General features: G+C 53.2%; 20 protein-coding genes and 2 pseudogenes. 10 read left to right on the top strand and 12 right to left on the bottom strand.

Annotation, left to right across the window (positions count from 1 at the left end; translation table 11 throughout):
- The first annotated feature begins 129 nt into the window (after nt 1–129).
- From scpA to scpC, 4 genes and pseudogenes are all read left to right on the top strand, one after another.
- On the top strand, nt 130–2,274 hold the full coding sequence (gene scpA, locus OGY18_RS19980; protein ID WP_286554147.1) for a methylmalonyl-CoA mutase: 2,145 nt from the start codon (nt 130–132) through the stop codon (nt 2,272–2,274).
- A pseudogene (meaB, locus tag OGY18_RS19975) lies at nt 2,267–3,287 on the top strand (methylmalonyl Co-A mutase-associated GTPase MeaB). The gene scpA and the pseudogene meaB overlap by 8 nt, the downstream one beginning before the upstream one ends.
- Before the next feature lie 10 nt (nt 3,288–3,297).
- Complete coding sequence (gene scpB, locus OGY18_RS19970; RefSeq protein WP_008785757.1) at nt 3,298–4,083, top strand: methylmalonyl-CoA decarboxylase; 786 nt, start codon at nt 3,298–3,300, stop codon at nt 4,081–4,083.
- Nucleotides 4,084–4,107: 24 nt separating this feature from the next.
- Nucleotides 4,108–5,574, top strand: a complete 1,467-nt coding sequence (gene scpC / locus OGY18_RS19965) for a succinyl-CoA:acetate CoA-transferase ScpC (protein ID WP_286554145.1) — start codon at nt 4,108–4,110, stop codon at nt 5,572–5,574.
- Here scpC and srsR read toward each other — a convergent pair.
- The 8 genes from srsR to tkt all read right to left on the bottom strand — a co-directional run bounded on the left by srsR (nt 5,571) and on the right by tkt (nt 15,323).
- Entirely contained in the window at nt 5,571–6,467 is an 897-nt protein-coding gene (gene srsR, locus OGY18_RS19960) for a LysR family transcriptional regulator SrsR (protein WP_123267936.1), read from the bottom strand. The two genes, scpC and srsR, sit on opposite strands and share 4 nt — an antisense overlap.
- Before the next feature lie 123 nt (nt 6,468–6,590).
- Nucleotides 6,591–7,337, bottom strand: a complete 747-nt coding sequence (locus OGY18_RS19955; protein ID WP_003825465.1) for an oxidative stress defense protein — start codon at nt 7,335–7,337, stop codon at nt 6,591–6,593.
- 93 nt (nt 7,338–7,430) lie between these two features.
- Nucleotides 7,431–8,066 carry an arginine exporter ArgO gene (argO, locus tag OGY18_RS19950; RefSeq protein WP_003027005.1) on the bottom strand — a complete coding sequence of 212 codons (636 nt, stop codon included), beginning with the start codon at nt 8,064–8,066 and terminating at the stop codon, nt 7,431–7,433.
- Nucleotides 8,067–8,262: 196 nt separating this feature from the next.
- Nucleotides 8,263–9,123, bottom strand: coding sequence for a small-conductance mechanosensitive channel MscS (locus OGY18_RS19945; RefSeq protein ID WP_003825461.1), 861 nt, complete (start codon nt 9,121–9,123; stop codon nt 8,263–8,265).
- A 191-nt stretch (nt 9,124–9,314) separates the two neighbouring features.
- The gene (gene fbaA / locus OGY18_RS19940; protein ID WP_003027029.1) at nt 9,315–10,394 is read right to left on the bottom strand and encodes a class II fructose-bisphosphate aldolase; all 1,080 of its coding nucleotides are present in this window, start codon (nt 10,392–10,394) and stop codon (nt 9,315–9,317) included.
- 214 nt (nt 10,395–10,608) lie between these two features.
- On the bottom strand, nt 10,609–11,772 hold the full coding sequence (pgk, locus tag OGY18_RS19935; RefSeq protein ID WP_003027032.1) for a phosphoglycerate kinase: 1,164 nt from the start codon (nt 11,770–11,772) through the stop codon (nt 10,609–10,611).
- Between the two features lie 39 nt (nt 11,773–11,811).
- Complete coding sequence (gene epd, locus OGY18_RS19930; RefSeq protein ID WP_008785759.1) at nt 11,812–12,840, bottom strand: erythrose-4-phosphate dehydrogenase; 1,029 nt, start codon at nt 12,838–12,840, stop codon at nt 11,812–11,814.
- Between the two features lie 491 nt (nt 12,841–13,331).
- Nucleotides 13,332–15,323 (bottom strand): transketolase, encoded by a 1,992-nt coding sequence (tkt, locus tag OGY18_RS19925; protein WP_286554141.1) that lies wholly within the window; start codon nt 15,321–15,323, stop codon nt 13,332–13,334.
- Between the two features lie 279 nt (nt 15,324–15,602).
- On the opposite strand from tkt, the gene loiP reads away from it, so the two are divergent.
- Nucleotides 15,603–16,361: a metalloprotease LoiP gene (gene loiP / locus OGY18_RS19920; protein ID WP_003825452.1), complete on the top strand. Its 759-nt coding sequence runs from the start codon at nt 15,603–15,605 to the stop codon at nt 16,359–16,361.
- 99 nt (nt 16,362–16,460) lie between these two features.
- On the opposite strand, the gene speB is transcribed toward loiP, so the two are convergent.
- From speB to yqgG, 4 genes and pseudogenes are all read right to left on the bottom strand, one after another.
- Entirely contained in the window at nt 16,461–17,381 is a 921-nt protein-coding gene (gene speB / locus OGY18_RS19915) for an agmatinase (protein ID WP_003825449.1), read from the bottom strand.
- A 207-nt stretch (nt 17,382–17,588) separates the two neighbouring features.
- A complete protein-coding gene (gene speA / locus OGY18_RS19910; protein ID WP_071692619.1) occupies nt 17,589–19,565 on the bottom strand; it encodes a biosynthetic arginine decarboxylase in 1,977 nt (658 codons plus the stop codon).
- Between the two features lie 8 nt (nt 19,566–19,573).
- The gene (yqgB, locus tag OGY18_RS19905; RefSeq protein ID WP_003027062.1) at nt 19,574–19,705 is read right to left on the bottom strand and encodes an acid stress response protein YqgB; all 132 of its coding nucleotides are present in this window, start codon (nt 19,703–19,705) and stop codon (nt 19,574–19,576) included.
- A 264-nt stretch (nt 19,706–19,969) separates the two neighbouring features.
- Nucleotides 19,970–20,065: pseudogene (gene yqgG / locus OGY18_RS19900) on the bottom strand (small protein YqgG); the annotation flags it as partial.
- 412 nt (nt 20,066–20,477) lie between these two features.
- On the opposite strand from yqgG, the gene metK reads away from it, so the two are divergent.
- The 5 genes from metK (at nt 20,478) to rsmE (ending at nt 25,609) form a co-directional block, all read left to right on the top strand.
- A complete protein-coding gene (metK, locus tag OGY18_RS19895; RefSeq protein WP_020996311.1) occupies nt 20,478–21,632 on the top strand; it encodes a methionine adenosyltransferase in 1,155 nt (384 codons plus the stop codon).
- 398 nt (nt 21,633–22,030) lie between these two features.
- Entirely contained in the window at nt 22,031–23,425 is a 1,395-nt protein-coding gene (gene galP, locus OGY18_RS19890; RefSeq protein WP_008785766.1) for a galactose/proton symporter, read from the top strand.
- Nucleotides 23,426–23,503: 78 nt separating this feature from the next.
- On the top strand, nt 23,504–24,001 hold the full coding sequence (locus OGY18_RS19885; RefSeq protein ID WP_003825440.1) for a SprT family zinc-dependent metalloprotease: 498 nt from the start codon (nt 23,504–23,506) through the stop codon (nt 23,999–24,001).
- A gap of 94 nt (nt 24,002–24,095) precedes the next feature.
- Entirely contained in the window at nt 24,096–24,803 is a 708-nt protein-coding gene (endA, locus tag OGY18_RS19880; RefSeq protein WP_008785767.1) for a deoxyribonuclease I, read from the top strand.
- 74 nt (nt 24,804–24,877) lie between these two features.
- On the top strand, nt 24,878–25,609 hold the full coding sequence (gene rsmE, locus OGY18_RS19875; RefSeq protein WP_008785768.1) for a 16S rRNA (uracil(1498)-N(3))-methyltransferase: 732 nt from the start codon (nt 24,878–24,880) through the stop codon (nt 25,607–25,609).
- The last annotated feature ends 10 nt before the right edge of the window (nt 25,610–25,619 follow it).

Genomic DNA, 25,619 nt, shown 5'->3' with positions numbered 1-25,619 from the left:
TCACAAAATCAAACACGCCACGCGGCAAAAAACGACGCCCTGTTGGCTATTTTTTGCTGGCGACAAGCCAAATGAAAAAGCTCACCGTATTCGCAAAGATTCAACTTATTGCGTAATACGGAGCAAAAAATGGCAAACGTGCAGGAGTGGCAAACACTCGCCAATAAAGAACTCAGTCGACGGGAAAAAACCGTCGAGTCGCTGGAAAGACAGACGGCGGAAGGGATTGCCATCAAGCCGCTGTACACCGAAGAAGACCTCGATAATCTGGAAGTCACGGGCACCCTTCCCGGTCTGCCGCCTTACGTGCGTGGCCCGCGCGCCACCATGTATACCGCGCAGCCGTGGACCATTCGTCAATACGCTGGTTTCTCTACCGCCAAAGAGTCCAACGCCTTTTACCGCCGCAACCTCGCCGCCGGGCAAAAAGGGCTTTCCGTCGCCTTTGACCTTGCCACCCATCGTGGATATGACTCTGACAACCCGCGCGTGGCGGGTGACGTCGGCAAAGCGGGCGTGGCGATCGATACCGTCGAAGATATGAAGATACTGTTCGACCAGATCCCGCTGGATAAGATGTCGGTATCGATGACCATGAACGGCGCGGTTCTACCGGTGCTGGCGTTTTATATCGTCGCTGCAGAAGAACAAGGCGTAACGCCGGAACAACTCACCGGAACCATTCAGAACGATATCCTGAAAGAGTACCTGTGCCGCAACACCTACATTTATCCACCAAAACCGTCCATGCGCATTATCGCCGACATCATCGCCTGGTGCTCCGGCAACATGCCGCGCTTTAACACCATCAGCATCAGCGGCTATCACATGGGTGAAGCCGGAGCGAACTGCGTGCAGCAGGTAGCGTTTACGCTGGCAGACGGTATTGAATACATCAAAGCCGCACTCTCCGCCGGACTAAAAATTGATGACTTCGCCCCGCGCCTGTCGTTCTTCTTCGGTATCGGCATGGATCTGTTTATGAACGTCGCCATGCTGCGCGCAGCGCGCTATTTGTGGAGTGAAGCGGTCAGTAGCTTTGGCGCGACCAACCCGAAATCTCTCGCTCTGCGTACCCACTGCCAGACGTCCGGCTGGAGCCTGACCGAGCAGGACCCGTACAACAACGTGGTGCGTACTACCATTGAAGCACTCGGCGCTACGCTTGGCGGTACCCAGTCGCTGCATACCAACGCCTTTGATGAAGCGCTCGGTCTGCCCACCGATTTCTCCGCCCGTATTGCGCGTAATACGCAAATCATCATTCAGGAAGAATCAGAGATCTGCCGCACCGTCGATCCGCTGGCCGGATCGTATTACGTCGAGTCACTCACCGATCAAATCGTGAAGCAGGCACGCACGATCATCAAACAGATTGATGAGGCAGGCGGCATGGCGAAAGCGATCGAAGCCGGGCTCCCTAAACGGATGATCGAAGAAGCTTCCGCGCGTGAACAGTCGCTGATCGACCAGGGTAAGCGCGTTATCGTCGGCGTCAATAAGTACAAGCTGGATAAAGAAGACGAGACGTCGGTACTGGAGATCGACAACGTGAAGGTGCGCAACGAGCAGATTGCCTCGCTGAAACATATCCGCACCACCCGCGACAACGATGCCGTCAAGACCGCGCTATCCGCGTTGACCCACGCCGCGCAACATAATGAAAACCTGCTGGCTGCTGCCGTCAACGCCGCCCGCGTTCGCGCCACGCTCGGTGAAATCTCCGACGCGCTGGAAGTCGCTTTTAATCGCTATCTGGTTCCCAGCCAGTGCGTCACCGGAGTGATTGCGCAAAGCTATCATCAGTCTGATAAATCCGCCGATGAGTTCGATACCATCGTTGCGCAAACCGAACAGTTCCTCGCGGAAAATGGCCGCCGCCCGCGTATTCTGATCGCCAAGATGGGTCAGGACGGCCACGATCGCGGCGCGAAGGTGATCGCCAGCGCCTACTCCGATCTCGGCTTTGATGTCGATCTCAGCCCGATGTTCTCCACACCGGAAGAGATCGCCCGCCTGGCGGTAGAAAACGATGTGCATGTGATTGGTGCCTCATCGCTGGCCGCCGGCCATAAAACGCTGATCCCGGAACTGGTTACCGCACTCAAAAAATGGGGGCGTGAAGATATCTGCGTGGTAGCAGGAGGTGTTATTCCGCCGCAGGATTACGCTTTCCTGCACGAACATGGCGTGGCAGCCATTTATGGCCCCGGCACACCAATGCTCGACAGCGTCCGCGATGTGTTAACCCGTATCAGTCAGCATCATGATTAACGCCGCCACGCTTGAAGATACCGTCCGTCGTTTGCGACTCGGTGAACGGGCTACGCTCGCCCAGGCGATGACGCTGGTCGAAAGCAACCACCCGCGCCACCAGCCGCTGAGTACGCAATTGCTGGACGCGATTATGCCGTTCACCGGTAACGCCCTGCGCTTAGGGATCACCGGTACGCCGGGCGCGGGCAAAAGCACTTTCCTGGAAGCATTCGGCATGTTGCTTATCCGCCACGGATTACGGGTAGCGGTGATCGCCGTCGATCCCAGCAGCCCGGTCAGCGGCGGCAGCATTCTTGGCGATAAAACCCGCATGACGGAGCTGGCCCGCGCCGAATCTGCGTTTATTCGACCGGTCCCTTCCAGCGGTCATTTAGGCGGTGCCAGCCAGCGGTCATTTAGGCGGTGCCAGCCAGCGCGCCCGCGAATTAATGCTGCTGTGCGAAGCGGCTGGCTTTGACGTGGTGATTGTGGAAACCGTCGGCGTAGGGCAGTCAGAAACCGAAGTCGCAGGCATGGTGGATTGCTTTATCTCACTGCAAATCGCTGGCGGTGGCGACGATTTACAGGGCATCAAAAAAGGCCTGATGGAAATGGCGGATCTGGTCGTCATCAATAAGGACGACGGTGATAACCATACCAGCGTTGCCATCGCCCGCCATATGTACGAATCAGCCCTGCATATTCTGCGCCGTAAATATGACGAGTGGCAGCCGCGGGTATTAACCTGTAGCGCCCTGGAAAAACGCGGTATCGAGGAGGTCTGGCAAGCAATAACCGATTTTAAAACGTGCCTGACCGCCAGCGGTAAACTGGGAAAAGTTCGCCAGCAGCAGGCGGTGGACTGGTTACACCAGCAGGCTGAAGAAGAAGCCCTGCATCTGTTGTTTGCCCGCACTGATTTCGACCGCTATTTCCAGCAGACGCTACAGGCCGTCAAAAACAATGATCTTTCGCCACGCACCGGTCTGCGGCACATCAGCGAATTTATTCAGCATCATTACTTTCAATAAAGAGAACATTATGTCTTATCAATACGTCAACGTGGTCATCATCCAGAAAGTCGCGGTTATTGAGTTCAATTACGCCCGCAAGCTCAATGCCCTGAGTAAAGTGTTTATTGACGATCTGATGCAGGCGCTGAGCGATCTCAATCGTGCGGACATTCGCTGCATCATTCTGCGCGCCCCGAGCGGGGCCAAAGTGTTCTCTGCCGGGCATGATATTCATGAACTCCCGACCGGACGACGCGATCCGCTTTCCTATGACGATCCGCTGCGTCAGATCACCCGCATGATCCAAAAATATCCGAAGCCGGTGATCTCCATGGTCGAAGGCAGCGTCTGGGGCGGCGCGTTTGAAATGATCATGAGTTCCGATCTGATCATTGCAGCCAGTACCTCCACTTTCTCAATGACCCCGGTCAACCTCGGCGTGCCGTATAACCTGGTGGGCATCCACAACCTGACCCGCGACGCTGGTTTTCACATCGTTAAAGAGCTGATTTTTACCGCTTCGCCCATTACAGCTCAACGCGCCATGGCGGTTGGGATCCTTAACCATGTCGTGCCCGTCGAGGAACTGGAAGATTTCACTCTGCAAATGGCACACCACATCTCAGAAAAAGCGCCGCTGGCAATCGCTGTCATCAAAGAAGAGCTGCGCGTGCTGGGTGAAGCGCACACCATGAATTCCGATGAGTTCGAGCGTATTCAGGGCATGCGCCGCGCGGTGTACGACAGCGAGGATTATCAGGAAGGGATGAACGCGTTTATGGAAAAACGTAAACCTAATTTTGTTGGCCATTAATCACGTCCGAGGAAGGAGACGGCCATGAAACGGATGAGCGCCGAACAGGCGGCAGAAATTATCCAGCACGATGATATGGTGGCGTTTAGCGGCTTTACCCCTGCGGGTTCACCCAAAGCGTTACCCAGCGCAATTGCCCAACGCGCCTGCGAACGGCATCAGAACGGGCAGCCTTTTCAGATCCGCCTGCTGACCGGAGCATCAATTGGTGCCGCCGCTGATGATGTTCTATCCGCGGCGGATGCCGTTTCCTGGCGTGCGCCTTATCAAACGTCATCGGGCCTGCGCGAGAAAATTAATCAGGGCCAGGTGAGGTTTGTCGATCTCCATTTGAGTGAAGTGGCGCAAATGGTTAATTACGGTTTTTTTGGCGAAATCGATGTTGCCGTCATTGAAGCCTCCGCTATCGCGCCAGATGGCCGGATTTGGCTTTCCAGCGGTATTGGCAATGCACCCACCTGGCTGCTGCGGGCGAAAAAGGTGATAATCGAGCTAAATAATTACCATAATCCGCGTGTGGCGGAGTTTGCCGACATCGTGATACCCGGCGCGCCACCACGGCGTAACAGCGTACCTATTTTTCATACCATGGATCGCGTAGGCAATCAGTGCGTGCAGATAGACCCCAAAAAGGTGGTTGCGGTGGTGGATACCGAGCTGCCCGATGCCGGAAATGCGGCGGATAAAACCAATCCGGTCAGCCAGCAAATTGCCGATAACGTAGTCACTTTCCTGCTGGCAGAAATGGCGCACAAACGCATTCCAGCGGAATTTCTACCCTTACAAAGCGGCGTGGGCAATATCAACAACGCGGTGATGGCGCGGCTGGGGGAAAACCCGGATATCCCGCCCTTTATGATGTATTCGGAGGTGTTGCAGGAATCGGTGGTGCATCTGCTGGAAACGGGCAAGATCACCGGTGCCAGCGCCTCCAGCCTGACTATTTCAGCCCCGTCGCTACAGAAGATTTACGACAACATGGACTTCTTCGCCAGCCGAATAGTGCTGCGCCCGCAGGAGATCTCCAATAACCCGGAAATCATTCGACGACTGGGGGTTATTGCGCTTAACGTCGGTCTGGAGTTTGATATCTACGGCCATGCCAATTCCACGCATGTTGCGGGGGTGAACCTGATGAATGGCATCGGCGGCAGCGGAGATTTCGAGCGCAACGCTTACCTGTCTATCTTTATGGCGCCGTCGATTGCCAAAGGCGGGAAAATCTCCACCATCGTGCCGATGTGCAGCCATGTCGACCACAGCGAACATAGCGTTAAAGTGATCGTAACCGAACAAGGGATTGCCGATCTACGTGGGCTATCTCCGATGCAGCGGGCGCACACGATTATCGATAACTGTGCACACCCTCTTTACCGGGATTATCTGCACCGCTATCTGGAGAAAGCGCCCGGCGGACATATCCATCACGATCTCAGCCATGCGTTCGATCTGCATCGCAACCTTCTCGAAACAGGATCGATGCTCGGTTAATTTGCACTACCGTCACGATCTTCAGCAATATGCTGGAGCATGGTGGCGGTATAGCGATGATTTTTCAGCGAATAGAGAAACTCCTGCATATACATGGGACTTCCGGGTGCATCGAAATACTTTAGCGTCGACGGGTTCACCAGCCGCCAGGCGAAATGAGGGATCACCGTCAAAAACTGTCCGCGCTCCACGGCGCTAATTTTGGCCATAAAGCTGTACGGACGGTAGATAATCGTCGGGTTGATCCCGCAGGGCCGCATGTAGGCATCCAGCATCGCCTCAAAGTTGGCGCGATTCTGGAAGCGCATTTGCAGCCATGGCAGCTCGCGCAGCAGATCCTGTGGCTGTTTTTCTTCGTAGCGCCGGGAAACGAGAAAACCCAAACGCAGAGGAGGCAGCTCGCTAATCGCCAGATTCTCCAGTTCCTGTACGCGGGGAGAAACGTGTTGCGGCGAGATAATAAAATCCAGTTTGCGATCGAACAGGTTATCAATCACCCCATTCTCGCTGAATTCAACGGCCTGAGCTGTCACACCGTCATACTTGTCACCAAGGCTAATCAACTGGTCAAAAATAATCGTTGGGTAGGTATTGTCGATACCGATGACGATTTCCCGCGAGCGGCGAGAGGCGTTATGGATTTCGTTATCAATGGCAGAGAGGCGCTGATAAACGGGAAACAGCTTCTGATACAGCTCTTGTCCGGCTTTATTCAGGCTGATGTTGTTATCTTTGCGGGTAAACAGCGTATAGCCGATTTGATCTTCCAGTGCGGCAATGCTTTTACCGAAAGGCGATGCGGTCATATGTATTTTTTCTGCCGCTCTGGCGATGTTATTGGTTTGCGCCAGCAGAATGAAATTACGCATCTTTTTCGAGATAAAAATATCCATAGCGTCCCCTTAAAAATCGCTATGGCCTATCCTCATTACGGCGAAAAAAAAGACTGGATGTGGGGTCTCATTTTTACAGTTGCTCACAGAAAAAACCCGGCTGGAAAGCCGGGTCTGCAATGATTACTGGGTTTTGGCTGGCGTTGCTGCTGGTTGCCCCGCCGTCGGCTCAATCTGGAAGACCACATCAACCTGATCGTCAAACTGAATAACCGGCTGTTCGTAGGTTTCCTGAGCGGATGTCGCAGGCGCTGCATCTGCTTTCATCATCCGTACCATCGGGCTCGGTTGATAATTGGAAACATGGTAACGCACGCTGTAAACGGGCCCCAATTTGCTGTTAAAGCCCGCAGCTAACTGCTCAGCCTGATGAATAGCATCATCAATTGCTGCTTTACGCGCTTTATCTTTGTAAGTATCCGGCTGGGCAACGCCAAGCGATACCGAACGGATCTCATTCAGACCGGCCTTCAGTGCACCATCGAGCAGCGCATTGAGTTTGTCCAACTGACGCAGCGTGACCTCAACGGTACGTACCGCACGATAGCCTTTAAGGACGCTTTTACCATTCTGGTAGTCGTAGTCCGGCTGGGTGCGCAGGTTTGCCGCGCTAATATCTTTCTTCGCTATCTGGTTCTGTTCAAGGAAGGACAGATATTGTGCCACGCGCTCATCAGCCTGCTTCTTTGCTGAAGCCGCATCCTTTGCAGCTACGTTCACTTCAATCGCCAGAGTAGCGATGTCTGGTGTCGCATCCACGCTTGCCGTTCCGGAAGTCACGATGTGCGGTCCATTTGGCAACTCATTTGCCTGTACCGATAGTGCGCTGAATCCGACTAATGCCGCCAGGGCCATTATTTTGAACTTCACGGTCGTTCCTCCATGTTTCATTAATTACCCCGAAACTCAGGGCACATGCAGGCAAGCTTAGCCGATCTCGCTGCGTTGTCCATCAGACAACACTTAGTTGAACAACGCATGAACGTGCGCAACACCTTCTTTTGCCAACTGAAAAGCGATAAACCACATCACCAATCCTACCAGGGTATTGATGATCCGCTGTGCTTTAGCAGTGCGCAAACGCGGAGCGAGCCAGGCCGCCAGCAATGCCAGACCGAAGAACCAAAGGAACGAAGCGCTGACAGTACCCAGCGCAAACCAGCGCTTAGGCTCAACGTCCAGTTGGCCTCCCAGACTCCCCAGCACCACAAAGGTATCCAGATAAACATGGGGGTTGAGCCATGTCACCGCCAGCATAGTAGCGATAATTTTCCAGCGGCCCTGCTTCATCACCTCGGCGCTGGCCAGTTCCAGGTTACTGCTCATCGCCGTTTTTAACGCCCCGAAACCGTACCAGAGTAAAAATGCCACCCCACCCCAAGTGACAAGCGCCATCAGCCATGGTGACTGCATCAGCAAGGCGCTACCGCCAAAGATCCCCGCGCAAATCAGCACTAAGTCGCTGATAGCGCAGAGTAAAGCAATCATGATGTGATACTGGCGACGGATCCCCTGATTCATCACGAAGGCGTTTTGCGGACCGAGCGGAAGTATCATAGCCGCACCAAGTGCAAGCCCTTGAAAATAATACGATAACACGTTAATCATCCCGAACTGTTTCTCTTAGGAGCAGACTATAGCGCGGGGAAAACATTAGCGGAAATGGATAATTTTAATCAGGGATAAGAAGAATTAATACCACGGGGGGAGGGGGAAATGCCGGATGACGGCTGACGCCTTATCCGGCCTATAAAACCTGTGGGCCCGGTAAGCGATAGCGCCACCGGGCACGCGATTACTCTGCCGCGCTCTCTTTCACACGCTTGAAGTTCACATCCATCTGCGGGTACGGGAAGCTGATACCGTTGGCGTCAAACTCGCGTTTAATACGCTCCAGTACGTCCCAGTAAACGCTTTGCAGATCGCTACTGTTGCTCCAGACGCGTACCACAAAATTAATCGAGGAAGCGCCCAGCTCATTCAGGCGCACCGTCATTTCACGATCTTTAAGGATACGCTCGTCAGACTGAATGATATCGGTGAGGATTTTTTTCACCTGATCGATATCGGAGTCGTAAGCCACGCCGATGATAAATTCGTTACGACGAACCGGCTCACGAGAGAAGTTAATGATGTTCCCGGCAATGATTTTACCGTTTGGGATCACCACAATCTTACCGTCTACGGTACGCATAGTCGTGGAGAAAATCTGCACGTTGAGTACGGTTCCCGCTACGCCTCCGAGGTCTACATACTCACCTGCGCGGAACGGACGGAACATCACTAGCAGCACGCCAGCAGCGAGGTTGGACAGCGAACCTTGCAGCGCCAGACCAACGGCTAAACCTGCGGCACCGAGAACGGCAATCACAGAAGCGGTTTGTACCCCAACGCGACCCAGAGCGGCAATCAGCGTGAACGCGATAATACCGTAACGCACCAGTGCAGAGAGGAAGTCAGCAACGGTTGCATCAATTTTACGTGCCACCATCAGGCGGTTAACGGTGTTTGATACGATGCGCGCCACAATCATACCGATAATGACAATGGCGATGGCCGCAACGATGTTGACGGCATAGCTTAACAGCAGCTCCTGATTGCGGACCAGCCAGGTGCCCGCACCATTTATGCTGTCGACAACATTCAAATCTTCCATTCAATATTCCTTTTTTGCTTACCCAAATGGGAAAAATAAAGCCGTCCCAACGGGACTGGCAATCTGACAAGGGTAAACAATAAACCTGGATTTTGCCAAACAGATCACAGAATTCTCTGCCAGCAGCATATTGAAATGGCAATAAAAAAGGCCCGCATTTGCGGGCCTCATGTCACGTAGAACGGCGTAAATTACAGAACGTCAACCGCGTTCAGTTCTTTGAAAGCCTGTTCCAGACGGGTGATCATGGTTGCCTGACCAGCACGCAGCCATACGCGCGGATCGTAGTATTTCTTGTTCGGCTGATCTTCGCCTTTCGGGTTGCCCAGCTGGCCCTGCAGGTAAGCTTCGTTCGCTTTGTAGTAGTTCAGAACGCCTTCCCAGGTAGCCCATTGGGTATCGGTGTCGATGTTCATTTTCACTACGCCGTAGCTTACGGAGTCTTTGATTTCCTGAGCAGTAGAACCGGAACCGCCGTGGAAGACGAAGTTCAGGCTGTTGTGCGGCAGGTTATGTTTCTTAGAAACATAGTCCTGAGAGTCGCGCAGGATGGTCGGGGTCAGAACAACGTTACCCGGCTTGTAAACGCCGTGAACGTTACCGAAGGAAGCTGCGATGGTGAAACGCGGGCTGATTTTGCTCAGCTCGGTGTATGCGTAATCAACGTCTTCCGGCTGGGTGTACAGTGCAGAAGCGTCCATGTGGCTGTTGTCCACGCCGTCTTCTTCGCCACCGGTGCAACCCAGTTCGATTTCCAGGGTCATGCCCATTTTGGACATGCGCGCCAGGTATTTGGAGCAGATTTCGATGTTCTCTTCCAGAGACTCTTCAGACAGGTCGATCATGTGAGAAGAGAACAGCGGTTTGCCGGTTGCTGCGAAGTGTTTTTCACCCGCGTCCAGCAGACCGTCGATCCACGGCAGCAGTTTCTTCGCGCAGTGGTCAGTGTGCAGGATAACCGGAACACCGTAGTGTTCAGCCATCTGGTGAACGTGATGCGCGCCAGAGATAGCACCAAGGATTGCAGCGCCCTGAGGAACGTCGGACTTCACGCCTTTACCCGCGATGAAAGAAGCACCACCGTTGGAGAACTGTACGATTACCGGCGCTTTAACTTTTGCAGCGGTTTCCAGAACGGCGTTGATGGAGTCGGTACCAACGCAGTTAACAGCTGGCAGAGCAAAGTTGTTTTCTTTAGCTACCTGGAAAACTTTCTGTACGTCATCACCAGTGATTACGCCTGGTTTTACGAAATCAAAAATTTTAGACATATTACGAATCCTGTATCTTCGGCCGTTGTACACATCATCCTTCAAGCCGCCTCATCGTTGGCTGCCCTCGCTCGCCCCGGTTACTTACGTAAGTAAGCTCCCGGGAACTCACTCTGTTGCCGCCTTGATGCAACTCGAATGATTTTGTGTAAAGAATTGAAGCGTGCTCTAAAGCGCGCTAATAATTGGGCAGGTTTCCCTGCCCATTAGATTCTTACTTTTTAGCACGCTCTTCGAGCATAGCTACTGCTGGCAGTACTTTACCTTCCACGAATTCGAGGAATGCGCCGCCGCCAGTAGAGATGTAGGAGATTTTGTCAGCAATGCCGAACAGGTCGATTGCTGCCAGGGTGTCACCGCCGCCTGCGATAGAGAACGCTTCGCTGTCTGCGATAGCGTTAGCAACGATTTCAGTACCTTTGCGGAAGTTCGGGAACTCGAACACGCCAACCGGGCCGTTCCACAGAATGGTTTTCGCATTCTTCAGGATGTCAGCCAGCTGCTGTGCAGAAGCGTCGCCGATGTCCAGGATCTGCTCGTCTTCTTTCACATCGCTAACGGACTTCAGAGTAGCCGGTGCAGTTTCAGAGAATTCAGTCGCTACGCGAACGTCGGTCGGGACCGGGATGTCACAAGTGGTCAGCAGACGCTTAGCTTCGTCAACCAGGTCAGCTTCGTACAGGGATTTACCCACGTTGTGGCCTTGAGCGGCAACGAAGGTGTTCGCGATACCACCGCCAACGATCAGCTGGTCAGCGATTTTTGACAGAGAATCCAGAACGGTCAGTTTGGTGGAAACTTTAGAACCGCCAACGATAGCAACCATCGGACGAGCAGGTTCTTTCAGTGCTTTACCCAGCGCATCCAGCTCAGCAGCCAGCAGCGGGCCTGCGCAAGCTACATCAGCGAATTTACCGATACCGTGAGTAGAAGCCTGTGCACGGTGAGCTGTACCAAAAGCGTCCATTACGAATACGTCGCACAGCGCAGCATATTTTTTGGACAGTGCTTCGTCGTCTTTCTTCTCGCCTTTGTTGAAGCGAACGTTTTCCAGAACTACCAGTTCACCGGCAGCGACTTCAACGCCGTCCAGGTAATCTTTTACCAGGCGAACCGGAGCAGACAGTTTGTCTTTCAGGTAGTTAACAACCGGCAGCAGAGAGAATTCTTCGTTGTACTCGCCTTCGGTAGGACGACCCAGGTGGGAAGTTACCATCACTTTCGCACCCTGTTTCAGGGCCAGTTCGATGGTCGGCAGAGAAGCACGGATACGCGCATCGCTGGTTACTTTCCCTTCTTTAACTGGTACGTTCAGGTCCGCACGGATAAAAACGCGTTTACCAGCCAGATCCAGATCGGTCATCTTAATTACAGACATGGTGAATCCTCTCGTTGATTCATAAAGTTTTGTCGACGCTCAAGCGTCGAGCCTGAAACCAATAGCAGCCATCGCTAACGTAGTGTCGAGCATACGGTTAGCAAAGCCCCATTCATTATCACACCAGACCAGCGTTTTGATCAGGTGAGCGCCACTCACACGCGTTTGCGTACCATCAACGATGGCGCTGTGCGGGTCGTGGTTAAAATCTACAGAGACCAACGGTAATTCCGTATAGTCAACTATACCATGAAATGCACCTTGTGCTGCTTTTTGCAGCAACTGGTTGACTTCACTGGCTTTTACTGGTTTTTTCACCGTCACGCTTAAGTCGATCGCCGTCACATTTATGGTCGGTACACGCACCGCTATCGCTTCAAAACGATCGTTAAACTGCGGGAAAATTCGCGTGATGCCCGCCGCCAGTTTGGTATCAACCGGAATAATCGACTGGCTGGCCGCTCGCGTGCGACGCAGGTCAGGATGATAAGCATCAATAACCTGCTGATCGTGCATCGCAGAGTGGATCGTGGTGACGGTACCAGACTCAATGCCGTAAGCATCATCCAGCAATTTAATGACGGGTATTATGCAATTCGTGGTGCAGGAAGCGTTGGAAACGATCCGGTGCTCAGCGCGCAGCTGATCCTGATTAACGCCATACACTACGGTTGCGTCGATGTCGTGACTACCAGGATGTGAAAAGAGCACTTTTTTTGCACCAGCGGCAATATGCGCCTCGCCGTGTTCGCGATTGCCGAAGACCCCAGTACAATCCAGCACGATGTCGACACCCAGTTCGCGCCATGGAAGTGCATCGAGTGTTCGCTCATGCAGAATGCGGATAGCGTCATCGCCAACGATGAGCTGGTCACGTTCCTGACGAACATCCCAGGCAAAACGTCCATGGCTGGTGTCATATTTCAACAAATGCGCCATGCCTGCAGCATCCGCAAGTTCGTTGATTGCCACCACGGTGATTTCCGCCCGACGCCCGGATTCATACAAAGCACGAACCACGTTGCGTCCGATGCGACCGAAACCATTAATCGCTACGCGTACGGTCATAGGTCTCCTGCAAGGATTTCTCAGAAACGATGTGGCAGACAGAGTAATGCAGCAAATCGCTCAGGGAAACCTTACCTGTCGCAAACTGCGACTAATTGGTTAATTGTCGAACATTTAATCGACTGAAACGCTTCAGCTAGAATAAGCGAAACGCGGAATAAAAGGAATGATTGTCCAGCAACAGAACACAGTTATCTGACTTGCGTCACATTTTAACGCCCTTCAACGCTTAATTTATTCCATATTCCAGAATGACGAATAACCGTAGCAAAATTATTTCGTTGTCGTGTTACACACCCTGATTTAAATCAGAAAGCCCCCTAACCTACATCTAATCACCAGCGCGAGGTCCGAGTCCCGGAGCCCTTCAACGATGCCGCAGACGGTCTGGATAGCAGACTGCGCCGTGCGATTGCGCAACGTGCGGCGCGTTCCGGAAAAGCAAAAAAAAACGGGTCGCCTGAGCGACCCGTTTTCACCTGTAATCGAAATTACAGCAGTTCTTTTGCTTTCGCGACAACGTTGTCTACGGTGAAGCCGAACTCTTCAAACAGCAGCTCTGCCGGAGCAGACTCACCAAAGGTGGTCATACCGACGATTGCGCCGTTCAGGCCCACGTATTTGAACCAGTAGTCAGCGATACCTGCTTCCACTGCAACGCGAGCGGAAACCGCTTTCGGCAGCACAGACTCACGGTAAGCGGCATCCTGTTTGTCGAACGCGTCGGTAGACGGCATGGAAACCATGCGAGCCTTCACGCCTTCGGCAGTCAGTTTGTCCCACGCAGCCACAGCCAGCTCAACTTCAGAACCGGTAGCGATGAAGATCAGTTCCGGCTGACCGTCGCAGTCTTTCAGCACGTAACCACCGCGAGCGATGTTTGCCAGCTGCTCTTCGGTACGCTCCTGCTGTGCCAGGTTCTGGCGGGAGAGGATCAGCGCGGTCGGGCCGTCCTGACGCTCAACGCCGTATTTCCACGCAACGGCGGATTCAACCTGGTCACACGGACGCCATGTGCTCATGTTCGGGGTCACACGCAGAGAAGCAACCTGCTCTACCGGCTGGTGAGTCGGGCCGTCTTCGCCCAGACCGATGGAGTCGTGGGTGTAGACCATGACCTGACGCTGTTTCATCAGCGCAGCCATACGCACCGCGTTACGGGCATATTCCACAAACATCAGGAAGGTGGAGGTGTACGGCAGGAAACCACCGTGCAGCGAGATACCGTTGGCAATCGCGGTCATACCAAATTCACGCACACCGTAATGGATGTAGTTACCGGCAGTATCTTCGTTAATCGCTTTCGAACCAGACCACAGCGTCAGGTTAGACGGTGCCAGGTCAGCGGAGCCGCCGAGGAATTCAGGCAGCAGAGGACCGAAGGCTTCAATCGCGTTCTGAGAAGCTTTACGGCTGGCGATTTTCGCCGGATTAGCCTGCAGCTTAGCAATGAACTCGTTCGCTTTTGCGTCGAAGTCAGACGGCATTTCACCTTTCATACGACGGGTAAATTCAGCCGCTTCCTGCGGGTAGGCTTTCGCATAAGCAGCGAACTTCTCGTTCCATGCAGCTTCTTTTGCCTGACCGGCTTCTTTCGCATCCCACTGCGCGTAGATTTCAGACGGGATTTCGAACGGTGCGTATTTCCAGCCCAGCTGTTCACGGGTCAGTGCGATTTCTGCATCGCCCAGCGGTGCACCGTGAGAGTCGTGAGTACCCGCTTTGTTCGGAGAACCGAAACCGATGATGGTTTTGCACATCAGCAGGGACGGTTTGTCGGTCACTGCGCGTGCTTCTTCTACTGCACGTTTAATGGCGTCAGCATCGTGGCCATCAACGCCACGAACCACATGCCAGCCGTAAGCTTCAAAACGCTTCGCGGTGTCATCGGTGAACCAGCCTTCAACGTGGCCATCGATAGAGATGCCGTTGTCATCGTAGAACGCAACCAGTTTACCCAGCTTCAGCGTACCAGCCAGGGAACATACCTCGTGAGAGATACCTTCCATCATGCAGCCGTCGCCCATGAAAGCATAGGTGAAGTGGTCAACGATGTCGTGACCTGGACGGTTAAACTGCGCCGCCAGCGTTTTTTCAGCGATAGCCATACCCACTGCATTCGCAATGCCCTGACCCAAAGGTCCCGTAGTGGTTTCAACACCCGCGGTGTAACCCACTTCCGGGTGACCCGGAGTTTTGGAGTGCAGCTGACGGAAGTTCTGCAGCTCGGAGATCGGCAGATCGTAGCCGGTGAGGTGCAGCAAGCTATAAATCAGCATGGAGCCGTGACCGTTAGACAGCACGAAGCGGTCGCGGTCAGCCCAGGACGGGTTAGTCGGGTTGTGGTTCAGGAAATCACGCCACAGGACTTCGGCAATGTCAGCCATACCCATCGGGGCACCCGGGTGACCGGATTTGGCTTTCTGTACTGCGTCCATGCTCAGCGCACGAATAGCATTGGCAAGCTCTTTACGTGAGGACATTTTGACTCCAGATCGGATAATGAAGGCCACGCCCTAAACGACTTGACGACAGCGCGTTTTGGGCTACGCCGGAAAAAAGTGCCAACAATGTAACCCAAGCCGCGTGTCATGTACATGGAGCATCCTTTTACCGCTTCAGAAATCTCTGGATCATGCGCGCAAGTTGCGCAATCTTCTCGCCCGCGTATTGTTCTTTTCTTTATACTTAGGCCGAACGTCGGTTCACCTGCAAACGACGTAATTTTTAGAATAATCCTGACTTTGTGCGGAAGAGAAAAAATGAAAATTCGCGCTTTACTGCTTGCTACGAGCATGGCTGCGGCATTGACCGGCTGCCAGAACATGGACTCCAACGGACTGCTTTCTTCTGGCGCGGAGGCTTTTCAGGCCTACAGTCTGAGCGATGCTCAGGTAAAAGCGCTGAGCGATCAGGCCTGTAAAGATATGGACAGCAAGGCTACTATCGCTCCGGCCAGCAGCGAGTACGCAACGCGTCTTGGCAAAATCGCCGCCGCGCTTGGCGATAACATAAACGGCCAGCCGGTGAACTACAAAGTCTATATGGCGAAAGATGTGAATGCCTTTGCCATGGCAAACGGCTGTATCCGCGTGTACAGCGGCCTGATGGATATGATGACCGACAACGAAGTCGAAGCGGTAATCGGCCATGAAATGGGCCACGTCGCGCTGGGTCACGTGAAAAAAGGTATGCAGGTTGCGCTGGGTACTAACGCCGTACGTGCAGCGGCGGCATCCGCTGGCGGCATTGTCGGCAGCCTGTCGCAGTCGCAATTGGGCGATCTTGGCGAGAAACTGGTGAACTCGCAGTTCTCCCAGCGTCAGGAATCCGAGGCGGATGATTACTCGTATGATTTGTTGCGCAAACGCGGGATCAATCCGGCAGGTTTAGCCACCAGCTTTGAGAAACTGGCCAAACTGGAAGCTGGACGTCAAAGCTCAATGTTTGACGATCACCCGGCATCCGCAGAACGTGCGCAACATATTCGCGATCGCATGAGCGCAGACGGGATCAAATAACCGTTAATCGTGCCGGATGCGGCGTGAACGCCTTATCCGGCCTACAAACATCAACCAGCTGTAGGCCGGATAAGCGTTAGCGCCATCCGGCAAAACAACTTATTCGCCTTTTTTCGCTGCCTGGATGTACAGCATTTCCAGAGCCAGCGTAGCCGCTGCCAGCGCGGTGATCTCTGACTGATCGTAAGCCGGAGCCACTTCAACAACGTCCATCCCGACGATGTTCAGATCTTTCAGACCACGTACCAGCTTGATCGCGCGATCGGAAGTCAGACCGCCAATCACTGGCGTACCGGTACCCGGCGCAAACGCTGGATCCAGACAGTCGATATCAAAGGTCAGATACACCGGCATATCACCGACAATCTGCTTAACCTGGGCGATGATGTCATCTACGCTGCGATCGTTCACCTGGCAGGCATCCAGCACGGTAAAGCCGTTGTCTTTGTCGAATTCGGTACGAATACCAATCTGCACAGAGTGATTCGGATCGATCAGCCCTTCGTTCGGCGCCGTGTAGAACATAGTGCCGTGGTCAAATTCGCAGCCGTTCGCGTAGGTATCTGTGTGGGCATCAAAGTGCACCAGCGCCATTTTACCAAAATGCTTAGCGTGCGCGCGCAACAGCGGCAGCGTGACGAAGTGGTCGCCGCCGAAGGAGAGCATGCGCTTACCGGCAGAAAGCAGCTTCTCAGCATGCGCCTGCAGTTTTTCACTCATTTCACGCGCATCACCGAAGGCATAAACCAGATCGCCACAGTCCACCACGTTCAGGCGTTCGCGCATATCGAAGTTCCACGGGAAGCGGTTGTGCTCCCACGCCAGGTTAGTGGAAACCTGACGGATTGCCGCCGGACCATGACGCCCGCCCGCGCGGCCAGACGTTGCCATATCAAACGGTACGCCGGTGATCACCCAATCGGCGTCGCTTTCGTATGGCATGAAGTTCATCGGCAGACGTAAAAAACCAAAGGCGTTAGAAACCAGGGAGTTGTCGTATTGATGACCTAAGGTGCTCATGTACTGACCTCTTTAAAAATCGATGAAAAAAAATCCCCTCCGCGTCGTTAAGCCCGACGAGGAAGGGATTGATTTGGTAGCTGCATATTTACGGCAAATTATCGCCGTTATTTTGTACGGATTCAAGTAAGTGCCACAAATGCGGCTTCGCCTTATCCGGCCTACTTTCGTAGGCCCGGTAAGCGTAGCGCCAGCAGGCATTTATCGTTACTCATCTTCCAGATAAGTATAACCGTACAGACCGGCCTCAAATTCTTCGAGGAACTGTTGCTGCAGCTCGGTATCCAGATCGGTGTTTTTCACCTGGTCACGGAACTGCGTTAGCAGGGTGTTCGGATCCAGCTGCACGTACTGCAGCATATCTGCTACGGTATCCCCTTCATCAGACAGCTCAACTTCCACACTGCCGTCAGGGAAGACGAACACGTCAACCGCTTCGGTATCACCAAACAGGTTGTGCATGTTGCCGAGGATCTCCTGGTACGCCCCCACCATAAAGAAGCCCAGCATCGGCGGGTTCTCCGGGTCGTATTCCGGCATCGGCATAGTGGTCGCAATGCCATCACCGTCAACATAGTGGTCGATAGCGCCATCAGAGTCACAGGTGATATCCAACAGCACCGCACGGCGCTCAGGTACCTGGTTCAGTCCTTCCAGCGGCATTACCGGGAACAGCTGATCGATCCCCCACGCATCCGGCATCGACTGGAACAGCGAGAAGTTGACGTAAATCTTATCCGCCATACGCTCCTGCAGCTCGTCGATAATCGGACGGTGCGCGCGGTTGCTCGGGTCGAGTTGTTTCTGCACTTCATGGCACATGTTCAGATAGAGCTGCTCAGCCCACGCGCGCTCTTGCAGGCTAAAGGTGCCTGAAGAGTAGCCAACGTGAATATCGTGCAGATCCATCTGGCTGTCGTGCAGCCATTCACGCAGCGAACGGCGAGTTCCCGGTTCATGCATTTCTTGCCAGGTTTCCCACATGCTTTGCAGAGCACGCGGCGCATCGTCAGCCGGAGGCGTTGCTTCTGTGTGTTCACTACGCTCAACGCCGATAATGTTAGATACCAGCACGGTATGGTGCGCGGTAACCGCGCGGCCAGACTCGGTGATTACCGTCGGATGAGGCAGGCCGTGTTCTTCACAGGCGTCGCCAATAGCCCAGATGATGTTGTTGGCATATTCGTTCAGGCCGTAGTTTACAGAACAGTCAGACTGCGAACGGGTACCTTCGTAATCCACGCCCAGACCACCGCCCACGTCGAAGCACTGGATATTGACGCCAAGCTTGTGCAGCTCAACGTAGAAACGCGCCGATTCACGTACGCCGGTGGCGATATCACGAATATTCGCCATCTGCGAGCCAAGGTGGAAGTGCAGCAACTGAATGCTGTCCAGACGACCGCGCTCGCGCAGAATTTCGACCAGTTGCAGCACCTGGTTTGCCGCCAGGCCGAATTTCGATTTTTCCCCGCCGGAGGACTGCCACTTGCCAGAGCCCTGCGACGCCAGACGCGCACGCACGCCCAGACGCGGAACGACATTCAGGCGTTCAGCTTCATCCAGCACGATAGCGATTTCAGACATCTTCTCGATGACCAGATAGACCTTATGGCCCATCTTCTCGCCAATCAGCGCCAGACGGATATATTCGCGGTCTTTATAACCGTTACACACGATCACGCTACGGGTCATTCCGGCATGGGCCAGAACGGCCATCAGTTCAGCTTTGGAACCCGCTTCCAGCCCCAGCGGTTCGCCAGAGTGGATCAGCGATTCAATCACGCGACGGTGCTGGTTGACCTTGATCGGGTAAACGAGAAAATAGTCACCGTTGTAACCGTAAGATTCACGGGCACGTTTAAACGCGGCGTTAATCGAACGCAGACGGTGTTGCAGGATCTGCGGGAAGCAGAACAATGCAGGCAAACGCTGGCCCTGCGCTTCACGGGCTTTCACCAACTCAGCAAGGTCAACGCGCGCTTCGGGTACGTCCGGATCCGGGCACACGCTGATGTGACCCAGTTCATTGACGTCGTAGTAGTTATTACCCCACCAGGCAATATTGTAAGTACGCAGCATCTTGCTGGCTTCCTGGGAACTCATTGCAACCTCCTGCATGGAGCGTAGTACACCGTGTTCGCCTGCTGACGAAGGCGAACCCAAAGAAATGTCGTCAGACATAGCGAACCTCAAATTTTATTAACAAGTGTAAAACAGTTGACTACTATCGCAATCCGAAGACGCGATAACAACCCAAATACAGGCAGAATTTGCAGCAGATAGTGCTGACGCTCCGACTGTGCGACCGGTTTCTTTTTCATATCAATGTAAACACGTAACCGAACTTAATGCTGACGGTTCGGCGAAACCACGAGAAAACTCTTGTTTACCAAGAGCGCCCTTGTTCAGTTCTTAGTGACCGTTACCGGCTCTTGAGTCCTGAGATACGCCGAGATGGGTATACACTTCATCCTTCATGCAGCCTCTTTGTTGGCTACGCTCATTCGCCCCAGTCACGTACTACTCGTACGTTCAGAGGACTCATTCACTTGCCGCCTCGACGCAGCATAAATGATTTTTTGTATATAACATCGACAGGTATGCAAAGCAGAGATGCAGATTGCGGGGGACATATGTACACCAGGACGGTGCGACAGATTCAGCAGAATACAACGGTTCATTATCTCGTATCACCTCCACGGTTGCTCCTTACGGAACGAACCCACAAGCCAAAGTGTTAACCCGGCTGGAAGTGGCAACACGATGAAAATGTCGTGTGCTTTTGTATGAGCCGCGCGCCGCGTTTTATACCGATAAGAAAGTCAAAAAGCAAAAGATAAATATGCACATTGCCAGCACCGTCAGGAAAAATTTCCAGTTACATTTTCAGTACAATGCGACCTCAATCAAAAAAAGCTGGAAATCAGGCGAAGAACTGTCCTAAAATAGCCGTCCAGATGTTAATCCATCTATACCGATTAACACTCAGACTGCCAGTATCCGTCATCTGCAGACTCATGGTAGAATCTTCTACACATGGCTATTCCACTCGACAGTTTGAGCTAACCAAATTCTCCTTAGGTGAAATTAAATATGGCAAAACACCTTTTTACGTCCGAGTCCGTATCAGAAGGGCATCCTGACAAAATCGCTGACCAAATCTCTGATGCTGTGCTGGATGCAATCCTGGAACAGGATCCAAAAGCACGCGTTGCCTGCGAAACCTACGTCAAAACCGGTATGGTTTTAGTTGGCGGTGAGATCACCACCAGCGCATGGGTTGATATCGAAGAGATCACCCGTAACACGGTTCGCGAAATTGGCTATGTGCATTCCGACATGGGCTTTGACGCCAACTCTTGCGCGGTACTGAGCGCGATTGGTAAACAGTCTCCGGACATCAACCAGGGTGTTGACCGTGCCGATCCGCTGGAACAGGGCGCAGGCGACCAGGGCCTGATGTTTGGTTATGCAACCAACGAAACCGACGTGCTGATGCCAGCACCTATTACCTATGCTCACCGTCTGGTGCAGCGTCAGGCTGAAGTGCGTAAAAACGGCACCTTATCCTGGCTGCGTCCGGATGCAAAAAGCCAGGTAACTTTCCAGTATGACGACGGCAAAATCGTCGGTATTGATGCGGTTGTTCTGTCTACTCAGCACTCTGAAGATATCGACCAGAAATCGCTGCAAGAAGCCGTTATGGAAGAGATCATCAAGCCGGTACTGCCGACTGAATGGCTGACCGCTTCGACCAAATTCTTCATCAACCCAACTGGTCGTTTCGTTATCGGTGGCCCGATGGGCGACTGCGGTCTGACCGGTCGTAAAATCATCGTTGATACCTACGGCGGCATGGCGCGTCACGGCGGCGGTGCATTCTCTGGTAAAGATCCGTCTAAAGTTGACCGTTCCGCAGCCTATGCCGCCCGTTACGTAGCGAAAAACATCGTTGCCGCAGGCCTGGCTGACCGTTGTGAGATTCAGGTTTCCTACGCAATCGGCGTGGCAGAACCGACATCTATCATGGTGGAAACGTTCGGTACTGAAAAAGTGCCTTCAGAGCAGCTGACCCTTTTGGTGCGTGAGTTCTTCGACTTGCGCCCGTATGGCCTGATTCAGATGCTGGATCTGCTGCACCCGATTTACAAAGAAACCGCTGCTTACGGTCACTTTGGTCGCGAACATTTCCCATGGGAAAAAACCGACAAAGCACAGTTGCTGCGCGACGCTGCCGGTCTGAAGTAATTTAAACCAGACTTAACGCTTATGAAGACCAGCCTCGCGCTGGTCTTTTTTTATACCTATTTCCTCTCCCACATCCATCACCAAACCGCGCTGATTACTATTGCTTTAAATGAAAATGAAAGCGATTACATCACACCATATTTCCCTCTACCTTGAATTAACATCTCTTAGCCAGCACACTTGCATCACTGTTACATTATCTTTCATCATTGTCTTAAATTCAGACGACAAACATTATTTAATCCCAATAAATAATGTTAACTTTCAATGAATTAACTAATAATCCGCATGAATGACAGTGTAAGCGATTACACTAATGTGATGTGATTCGCATTTTTTTACCCCGTACTCACCTACCCTTAACATCAACAAAACTAGCTACCCAACCGGAGGGCATCATGCCTGACAATAAAAAAACGGGGCGTTCCAACAAAGCCATGACATTTTTTGTCTGCTTTCTGGCAGCCCTGGCTGGATTACTTTTTGGCCTGGATATCGGTGTTATTGCCGGTGCTTTACCGTTCATCACCGACGAGTTTCAAATTACCCCGCACACTCAGGAATGGGTGGTGAGTTCCATGATGTTTGGTGCGGCGGTAGGTGCTGTCGGCAGCGGTTGGCTCTCCTTCAAACTGGGACGCAAAAAAAGCCTGATGATCGGTGCGATCTTGTTTGTTGCGGGTTCACTGTTCTCCGCCGCTGCGCCAAACGTTGAAGTCCTGCTGGTTTCCCGCGTGCTGCTCGGCCTGGCTGTAGGTGTTGCGTCTTATACCGCGCCGCTGTACCTGTCTGAAATTGCCCCGGAAAAGATTCGTGGCAGCATGATCTCCATGTATCAGCTGATGATCACCATCGGTATTTTGGGCGCGTATCTTTCCGATACAGCGTTTAGCTACAGCGGCGCATGGCGCTGGATGCTGGGTGTAATCATCATCCCTGCCCTGCTGCTGCTGGTTGGCGTTATCTTCCTGCCGGACAGCCCACGTTGGTTTGCAGCTAAACGTCGTTTTGTTGATGCCGAACGCGTCCTGTTACGTCTGCGTGACACCAGCGCAGAAGCCAAACGCGAGCTGGATGAAATCCGTGAAAGTCTGCAGGTGAAGCAGAGCGGCTGGGCGCTGTTTAAAGAAAACAGCAACTTCCGTCGCGCGGTATTCCTTGGCGTTCTGTTACAGGTGATGCAGCAGTTCACCGGGATGAACGTCATCATGTATTACGCACCGAAAATCTTTGAGCTGGCGGGCTACACCAACACCACTGAGCAGATGTGGGGGACTGTTATCGTCGGTCTGACCAACGTACTGGCAACCTTTATCGCCATTGGCCTGGTTGACCGTTGGGGCCGCAAACCTACTCTGATCCTTGGCTTTATCGTGATGGCTGTTGGTATGGGCGTTCTGGGGACAATGATGCACGTGGGTATTCACTCGGCATCCGCACAATACTTCGCAGTACTGATGCTGCTGATGTTTATCGTTGGCTTTGCCATGAGCGCTGGTCCGCTGATTTGGGTACTGTGCTCTGAAATCCAGCCGCTGAAAGGCCGCGATTTCGGCATCACCTGCTCTACTGCAACCAACTGGATTGCCAACATGATCGTCGGCGCAACCTTCCTGACGATGCTGAACTCGCTGGGCAGCGCCAACACCTTCTGGGTCTACGGCGGCCTGAACGTACTGTTCATCTTCCTGACTCTGTGGCTGATCCCTGAAACTAAAAACGTCTCTCTGGAACACATTGAGCGTAACCTGATGAAAGGTCGTAAACTGCGCGAAATTGGCGCACACGACTAATCACCAAAGGCTTCCTCCCTCAGTGGGAGGAAGCCTTCCTCTTGCAGTCCCTTCCCTGTCGCACTATCCTCTGGCGTTATGAAAACCTCCCGTCTCCCTATCGCCATCCAGCAAGCCGTTATGCGTAGCCTGCGGGAAAAACTCGCCCAGGCCAATCTCAAGCTCGAACGCCAATATCCGGAGCCAAAGCTGGTTTACCAACAGCGCGGCACCGCCGCGGGCACCGCATGGCTACAAACCTATGAAATTCGCCTTAATCCCGTCCTGCTGATGGAAAACGTCGACGCATTCATTAACGAAGTGGTGCCCCATGAACTGGCGCATTTACTGGTGTGGAAGCACTTTGGGCGCGTGCCGCCACACGGGAAAGAATGGAAATGGATGATGGAAAGCGTGCTGGGCGTACCGGCCCGGCGCACGCATCAGTTCGAACTGCAATCGGTGCAGCGCAAGACCTTTACTTACCGCTGTAAGTGTCAGGAGCACCAACTGACCGTCCGCCGCCATAACCGCGTTGTGCGCGGTGAGGCCACCTACCGCTGTGTTCACTGCGGCGAGCCACTGGTTGCAGAATAATCTTCAGAATTATCAGGAACTTTTCTGACCTAACTGATTGCATACTGGAATAACTTTCGCTACGTTGCGGGCTCGTTTTGACACGGAGTTTGTGATGTACCGTCATTTTTCTTTTGCTGCGGCCCTGTTAGCCGCTGCGTTTTCAGGCCCGGTTTTAGCCGAAGGCATCAACAGTTTTTCTCAGGCAAAAGCAGCAGGCGTCAAGGTTAACGCCGATGCGCCGGGCGATTTCTACTGCGGTTGTAAAATTAACTGGCAAGGCAAAAAAGGGGTCGTTGACCTCGAATCCTGCGGCTATAAAGTGCGAAAAAATGAAAACCGCGCCAGTCGAATTGAATGGGAGCACGTTGTCCCCGCCTGGCAATTTGGTCATCAGCGTCAGTGCTGGCAGGACGGAGGGCGTAAAAACTGCGCCAAAGATCCAGTCTATCGTAAGATGGAAAGCGACATGCATAACCTGCAACCTGCGGTGGGTGAGGTAAATGGCGATCGCGCTAACTTCATGTACAGCCAGTGGAACGGTGGCGAGGGTCAGTATGGGCAATGCGCCATGAAGGTTGATTTCAAAGAGAAAGTTGCCGAGCCGCCGGCCCGCGCCCGCGGTGCCATTGCTCGTACCTATTTTTACATGCGCGACCAGTACGATCTGACGCTCTCCCGCCAGCAAACTCAGCTTTTTAACGCCTGGAATAAGCAATATCCGGTCACCGACTGGGAGTGTGAGCGCGACGAACGCATTGCAAAGGTACAGGGGAACCATAACCCATATGTGCAACGCGCTTGCCAGGCGCAAAAGAGCTAACCTACACTAGCGTCAATATTTTTAACCATGCCCTGGCCTTTCGCAGCCCAGGGCCATGACGCGGATGTTTAACTATGCGCATTCCTCGCATTTATCACCCTGAGCCAATCACTTCCGGCAGCCAAATTTCACTGTGTGAAGATGCAGCCAACCATATCGGCCGCGTGCTGCGTATGGGACCGGGCCAGGCGCTACAGCTGTTTGATGGCAGCAATCAGGTATTCGACGCTGAAATCACCCACGCCAGTAAAAAAAGCGTGGACGTGAAGGTACTTAACGCTGAACTCGACGATCGTGAGTCGCCGTTGCACATCCACCTGGGTCAGGTGATGTCGCGCGGTGAAAAAATGGAATTCACTATCCAGAAATCGATCGAACTGGGTGTAAGCCTCATTACGCCACTTTTTTCTGAGCGCTGCGGCGTTAAACTGGACAGTGAACGCCTGAACAAGAAGCTCCAGCAGTGGCAGAAAATCGCCATTGCCGCCTGCGAACAGTGCGGTCGAAACCGGGTGCCCGAAATTCGCCCGGCAATGGATTTGGAAGCATGGTGCGCGGAACAGGACGAAGGTCTGAAACTGAACCTGCATCCGCGCGCCAGCGCCAGCATCAATACGCTGCCGCTGCCGGTGGAGCGCATCCGCTTGCTGATTGGCCCGGAAGGCGGGTTGTCGGCAGATGAAATTGCCATGACCGCACGTTATCAGTTTACTGATATTCTGTTAGGACCTCGCGTTCTGCGTACTGAGACAACCGCGCTCACCGCCATTACTGCGCTACAGGTGCGTTTTGGCGATCTGGGCTAAGGCATAAACG

The organism is Citrobacter sp. Cpo142 (assembly GCF_030332425.1).
Taxonomy (GTDB): domain Bacteria; phylum Pseudomonadota; class Gammaproteobacteria; order Enterobacterales; family Enterobacteriaceae; genus Citrobacter; species Citrobacter portucalensis.
The sequence above is the reverse complement of the archived record's forward strand: the minus strand, read 5'-3'. Positions and strand labels throughout refer to the sequence as shown.

Excerpts from the sequence above, each read along its gene's own strand:
- scpA (WP_286554147.1), top strand. The coding sequence starts at position 130 with ATGGCAAACGTGCAGGAGTGGCAAACACTCGCCAATAAAGAACTCAGT.
- scpB (WP_008785757.1), top strand. The coding sequence starts at position 3,298 with ATGTCTTATCAATACGTCAACGTGGTCATCATCCAGAAAGTCGCGGTT.
- scpC (WP_286554145.1), top strand. The coding sequence starts at position 4,108 with ATGAAACGGATGAGCGCCGAACAGGCGGCAGAAATTATCCAGCACGAT.
- srsR (WP_123267936.1), bottom strand. The coding sequence starts at position 6,467 with ATGGATATTTTTATCTCGAAAAAGATGCGTAATTTCATTCTGCTGGCG.
- OGY18_RS19945 (WP_003825461.1), bottom strand. The coding sequence starts at position 9,123 with ATGGAAGATTTGAATGTTGTCGACAGCATAAATGGTGCGGGCACCTGG.
- fbaA (WP_003027029.1), bottom strand. The coding sequence starts at position 10,394 with ATGTCTAAAATTTTTGATTTCGTAAAACCAGGCGTAATCACTGGTGAT.
- pgk (WP_003027032.1), bottom strand. The coding sequence starts at position 11,772 with ATGTCTGTAATTAAGATGACCGATCTGGATCTGGCTGGTAAACGCGTT.
- epd (WP_008785759.1), bottom strand. The coding sequence starts at position 12,840 with ATGACCGTACGCGTAGCGATTAATGGTTTCGGTCGCATCGGACGCAAC.
- tkt (WP_286554141.1), bottom strand. The coding sequence starts at position 15,323 with ATGTCCTCACGTAAAGAGCTTGCCAATGCTATTCGTGCGCTGAGCATG.
- loiP (WP_003825452.1), top strand. The coding sequence starts at position 15,603 with ATGAAAATTCGCGCTTTACTGCTTGCTACGAGCATGGCTGCGGCATTG.
- speB (WP_003825449.1), bottom strand. The coding sequence starts at position 17,381 with ATGAGCACCTTAGGTCATCAATACGACAACTCCCTGGTTTCTAACGCC.
- speA (WP_071692619.1), bottom strand. The coding sequence starts at position 19,565 with ATGTCTGACGACATTTCTTTGGGTTCGCCTTCGTCAGCAGGCGAACAC.
- yqgB (WP_003027062.1), bottom strand. The coding sequence starts at position 19,705 with ATGAAAAAGAAACCGGTCGCACAGTCGGAGCGTCAGCACTATCTGCTG.
- metK (WP_020996311.1), top strand. The coding sequence starts at position 20,478 with ATGGCAAAACACCTTTTTACGTCCGAGTCCGTATCAGAAGGGCATCCT.
- galP (WP_008785766.1), top strand. The coding sequence starts at position 22,031 with ATGCCTGACAATAAAAAAACGGGGCGTTCCAACAAAGCCATGACATTT.
- OGY18_RS19885 (WP_003825440.1), top strand. The coding sequence starts at position 23,504 with ATGAAAACCTCCCGTCTCCCTATCGCCATCCAGCAAGCCGTTATGCGT.
- endA (WP_008785767.1), top strand. The coding sequence starts at position 24,096 with ATGTACCGTCATTTTTCTTTTGCTGCGGCCCTGTTAGCCGCTGCGTTT.
- rsmE (WP_008785768.1), top strand. The coding sequence starts at position 24,878 with ATGCGCATTCCTCGCATTTATCACCCTGAGCCAATCACTTCCGGCAGC.